Source organism: Pseudomonas sp. SDO5591_S426, assembly GCF_054070755.1.
The window spans coordinates 1-4297 of the sequence record NZ_JBSVXD010000301.1; the positions used below are offsets into that span (position 1 = coordinate 1).

Here is a 4297-nt window from a genome sequence, read left to right on the forward strand (position 1 = left end):
TGTCGGTCATAAGTCTCTGTAGGAGCTGCCGCAGGCTGCGATCATTTGATCTTAGATGTTGGCGAGTTTCTGCCAGACCTTCGGCTTGAAGAACAGGGTCTCGCCCTTGGCCAAACCGATCAGGCTGTCGTGATCCTTCACCACTTCGGCCTCGATCAAATCTGTCTGGCCTTCAACCTTCAGCGTCACCCGCGTCGTCGCGCCCAGCGGACGAATGTCGCGCACTTCCGCCGCATGGTGATCGTCGAGTTCGTGGCGCGACAACGACACCTCATGCGGACGGAACAGCACGTGGTTGTCCTCGCCCAGATGCAGACGGTTCGAGTCACCAAGGAAGTGATAAACGAAATCGCTGGCCGGGTTTTCGTAGACGTCACCCGGTGAACCGATCTGCTCGATCACACCCTTGTTCATCACCACGATGCGGTCGGCGACTTCCATCGCTTCTTCCTGGTCGTGGGTCACGAACACCGAAGTCAGGTTGATGTCTTCGTGCAGGCGCGCCAACCAGCGGCGCAGTTCCTTGCGAACCTTGGCGTCGAGGGCGCCGAAGGGTTCATCGAGCAGCAGCACTTTCGGCTCCACCGCCAAGGCGCGGGCCAATGCGATCCGCTGACGCTGACCACCGGAGAGTTGTTCCGGGTAACGATCCGACAACCAATCCAGCTGCACCATGTTCAGCAGTTCGTGGACTTTTTCTGCGATCCGGCTTTCGCTCGGGCGCTGATTTTTCGGTTTCATCCGCAGGCCGAACGCGACGTTGTCGAACACCGTCATGTGGCGGAACAAGGCGTAGTGCTGGAACACGAAACCGACGTTGCGATCACGCACGTCGTGGCCGGAAACGTCTTCACCGTGGAACACGATGTTGCCCTGATCCGGGGTTTCCAGACCGGCGATGATCCGCAGGAGCGTGGTCTTGCCGCAACCCGACGGACCGAGCAGCGCGACGAGTTCACCGCTCTGGATGTCCAGGCTGATGTTGTCCAGCGCCTTGAACGCATTGAAATTCTTGCTGACGTTACGCACTTCGATCGACATGAATTATTCCTCCGCGGCGCTGGCGCGCAGGCGGTTAATACGGTTTTCGCTCCACTGCTTAAGCAGCAGGATGAAGAGCGCCATGATCAGCAACAGGCTCGCTACCGCGAACGCGGCCACGTGGTTGTATTCGTTGTAGAGGATCTCGACGTGCAGCGGCAGAGTGTTGGTCACCCCGCGAATGTGCCCGGAAACCACCGATACCGCACCGAACTCACCCATGGCCCGCGCGGTACACAGCACCACGCCGTAGATCAGGCCCCATTTGATGTTGGGTACGGTGACGTGCCAGAACATCTGCCAGCCGTTGGCACCCAGCAGGCGCGCGGCCTCTTCTTCCTGTGTGCCTTGTTCCTGCATCAGCGGGATCAGCTCACGGGCCACGAACGGCACGGTGACGAAAATCGTCGCCAACACAATCCCTGGCAGCGCGAAGACGATCTGGATGTCGTGATCCTGCAACCACGGCCCGAACAGGCCTTGGGCGCCGAACATCAGCACGTAGACCAGACCGGCGATCACCGGTGATACCGAGAACGGCAGGTCGATGAGCGTCACCAGCATGCTCTTGCCGCGAAACGAGTACTTGCTCACGCACCACGCGGCGCTGACGCCGAACACCAGGTTCAACGGCACCGAAATCAGCACGGCGATCACCGTGAGTTTCAGCGCCGACAATGCGTCGGGCTCGAAGATCGCGGTGAAGAATGCACCAAGGCCCAGCTTCAAGCCCTGGGACACCACGATGAACAGCGGCAACAACAGGAACAGCGCAAAAATCAGCCAGCCAAGGCCGATCAGGATTCGCCGCGAAGTCGCACTGCCACGGCGGGCAGCGTTGGCCGAAGAGGCGGCAGCAATTGACGATTGGGACATGGGTGCGCCTCCTTATGGGGTTTCGATGCGGCGCTGCAGCAAGTTGATCAGCAGCAGCAAAATGAAAGAAACCACCAGCATCAGTACACCAATGGAGGTAGCGCCGGTGTAATCGTACTGGTCGAGCTTGACCATGATCAGCAGCGGCAGGATCTCGGTTTTCATCGGCATGTTGCCGGCGATGAAAATCACCGAACCGTACTCGCCGACCCCGCGGGCAAAGGCCAGGGCAAAACCGGTCAACCAGGCCGGCAACAGCGCCGGCACCAGGATATGGCGGAAAACCTGCAATGGTTTTGCACCGAGGCACGCCGCCGCTTCCTCCACTTCACGAGGAATATCGGCCAATACCGGCTGTACGGTACGTACTACGAATGGAAGTGTCACAAAAGTCAGGGCAAGGGTGATGCCCAGAGGGGTATAGGCGATCTTGAAACCCAGATCCGCTGCAAACTGACCCACCAGACCGGTAGGGGTATACAACGCTGTCAGCGCAATACCGGCCACCGCCGTGGGCAATGCGAACGGCAGGTCGATCATGGCGTCGATGATTTTGCGTCCAGGGAAGGTATAGCGCACCAGCACCCAGGCCAGCAGCGTGCCGATGATGCCGTTGATGATCGCGGCATAGAGCGCAGTGCCGAAGCTCAGCTTTAACGCCGCCAGCACTCGTGGTGCCGAAATGATTGCCCAGAACTGATCCCAGGTGAGTTGAGCGGCATGCACGAACATCGCCGCCAGTGGTATGAGCACAATCAGGCTGAGGTACACCAAGGTGTAGCCCAGCGTCAGCCCGAAGCCGGGTATGACGGGGGAGATACGACGCGACATAAAAGTCCTTGGTTGAGAACGCACAAAGCCCCGAAAGTAAATCCGGGGCTCGTTAGTGGCTATTTAAGATTACTGTGCCTGATAGATCTGGTCGAATACGCCGCCGTCATTGAAGAATTTCGGCTGCGCGGTTTTCCAGCCGCCGAAGTCCTTGTCGATGGTCACCAGCTCCAGTTTCGGGAACTGCTGGGCGTACTTGGAGGCCACGTCCTTATCCCGTGGACGATAGAAGTTTTTCGCCGCAATTTCCTGGCCGGCCGGGCTGTACAGGTGCTTGAGGTACGCTTCAGCGATCTGCTCGTTACCCTTTTTCTCGGCGTTTTTGTCGACTACGGCTACCGGAGGCTCGGCAAGGATCGACAGCGAAGGCACCACGATTTCGAATTTGTCGGCACCACCGTCTTCTTTCAGCGCCAGGAAGGCTTCGTTTTCCCAGGCCAGCAACACGTCACCCTGACCGTTGTTGACGAAGGTGATGGTCGAACCGCGAGCACCGGTGTCCAGCACAGGCACGTGCTTGAACAGGGTTTGTACATATTCCTTGGCCTTGGCTTCGTCACCACCGTTGGCTTTCAGGCCATAGGCCCACGCCGCGAGGAAGTTCCAGCGGGCGCCGCCGGAGGTTTTCGGGTTCGGCGTGATCACCGATACGTCATTCTTGACCAGATCGCCCCAGTCCTTGATGCCTTTCGGGTTGCCCTTGCGTACCAGGAACACGATGGTCGAGGTGTAAGGCGTGCTCGCTTCCGGCAGACGCTTCTGCCAGTCCGCCGGCAGGGTCTTGCCGAGCTTGGCGATTTCGTCGATGTCACCCGCCAGGGCCAGGGTCACCACGTCAGCACGCAGACCGTCGATCACCGCTCGGCCCTGCTTGCCCGAACCACCGTGGGACTGCTGGATTTTCACGGTGTCGCCAGCGTGGTCTTTCTGCCAGAACTTGACGAACTCGGCGTTGTAATCCTGGTACAGCTCACGAGTCGGGTCGTACGAGACGTTGAGCAGCTCATAATCCTTGGCAACCGCGGAACCAGCAAAAAGGGCGCTGGCCAAGGCGGCCAAAGCGAAGTGACGAATCGACGACATGGTGAAAGCTCCTGGAATTCTAATTGTGTTGGCTAGTTCTTATGGATTTCTGGAATCGCGGTGCCGGTTCAAAGATTGCGTCAGCTCGGTTTATTACCCGGCTGCTGCAAACGGAATTTTTCCTTGCGTTCGATCTGCACCACCTGAGCGTTGTGCACGGTGATTTCCACCGCGCCGAACCGCAGATCGCGCAGGGCGCTCTGGATTTCACGCAAGATGGTTGCTTCGTCCTGGCCGTCAACGCTACGTAGAGATGCGCTCATGGTGCTGCTCCTTCGACTGTGTGGTTGCCTGGCAGTGGCGGCACTGCTTGCGGCGTGGAACCAATAGTAGAGAGGCGCAGATATTCTTAAAAAGACTATTTAAGAATGTTTATATAACCAAAGGAGATTATTTGGTGGGACAAGGGTTTGCGCAGTGCTATTGGCCCCAAGATCAAAAGATCGCAGCCTTCGGCAGCTCCTAC

Annotated in this window: 5 protein-coding genes; all 5 read right to left on the reverse strand. The window is 58.3% G+C overall.

All coding sequences use genetic code 11. The features are described from left to right. Positions 1-51: 51 nt before the first annotated feature. Positions 52-1041 (reverse strand): sulfate/molybdate ABC transporter ATP-binding protein, encoded by a 990-nt coding sequence (locus ACW9JC_RS28905; RefSeq protein ID WP_457459308.1) that lies wholly within the window; start codon positions 1039-1041, stop codon positions 52-54. Between the two features lie 3 nt (positions 1042-1044). Further along, positions 1045-1917 carry a sulfate ABC transporter permease subunit CysW gene (gene cysW, locus ACW9JC_RS28910; RefSeq protein ID WP_027922271.1) on the reverse strand — a complete coding sequence of 291 codons (873 nt, stop codon included), beginning with the start codon at positions 1915-1917 and terminating at the stop codon, positions 1045-1047. A gap of 12 nt (positions 1918-1929) precedes the next feature. Beyond that, positions 1930-2748 (reverse strand): sulfate ABC transporter permease subunit CysT, encoded by an 819-nt coding sequence (gene cysT / locus ACW9JC_RS28915; RefSeq protein ID WP_034148416.1) that lies wholly within the window; start codon positions 2746-2748, stop codon positions 1930-1932. A gap of 69 nt (positions 2749-2817) precedes the next feature. Beyond that, positions 2818-3831 (reverse strand): sulfate ABC transporter substrate-binding protein, encoded by a 1014-nt coding sequence (locus ACW9JC_RS28920; RefSeq protein ID WP_338584130.1) that lies wholly within the window; start codon positions 3829-3831, stop codon positions 2818-2820. Positions 3832-3911: 80 nt separating this feature from the next. Then, positions 3912-4094 carry a sulfur starvation response protein OscA gene (gene oscA, locus ACW9JC_RS28925; protein ID WP_022643503.1) on the reverse strand — a complete coding sequence of 61 codons (183 nt, stop codon included), beginning with the start codon at positions 4092-4094 and terminating at the stop codon, positions 3912-3914. Positions 4095-4297: the final 203 nt, after the last annotated feature.

Coding starts and splice junctions, on each gene's coding strand:
- ACW9JC_RS28905 (WP_457459308.1), bottom strand. CDS start 1,041: ATGTCGATCGAAGTGCGTAACGTCAGCAAGAATTTCAATGCGTTCAAG.
- cysW (WP_027922271.1), bottom strand. CDS start 1,917: ATGTCCCAATCGTCAATTGCTGCCGCCTCTTCGGCCAACGCTGCCCGC.
- cysT (WP_034148416.1), bottom strand. CDS start 2,748: ATGTCGCGTCGTATCTCCCCCGTCATACCCGGCTTCGGGCTGACGCTG.
- ACW9JC_RS28920 (WP_338584130.1), bottom strand. CDS start 3,831: ATGTCGTCGATTCGTCACTTCGCTTTGGCCGCCTTGGCCAGCGCCCTT.
- oscA (WP_022643503.1), bottom strand. CDS start 4,094: ATGAGCGCATCTCTACGTAGCGTTGACGGCCAGGACGAAGCAACCATC.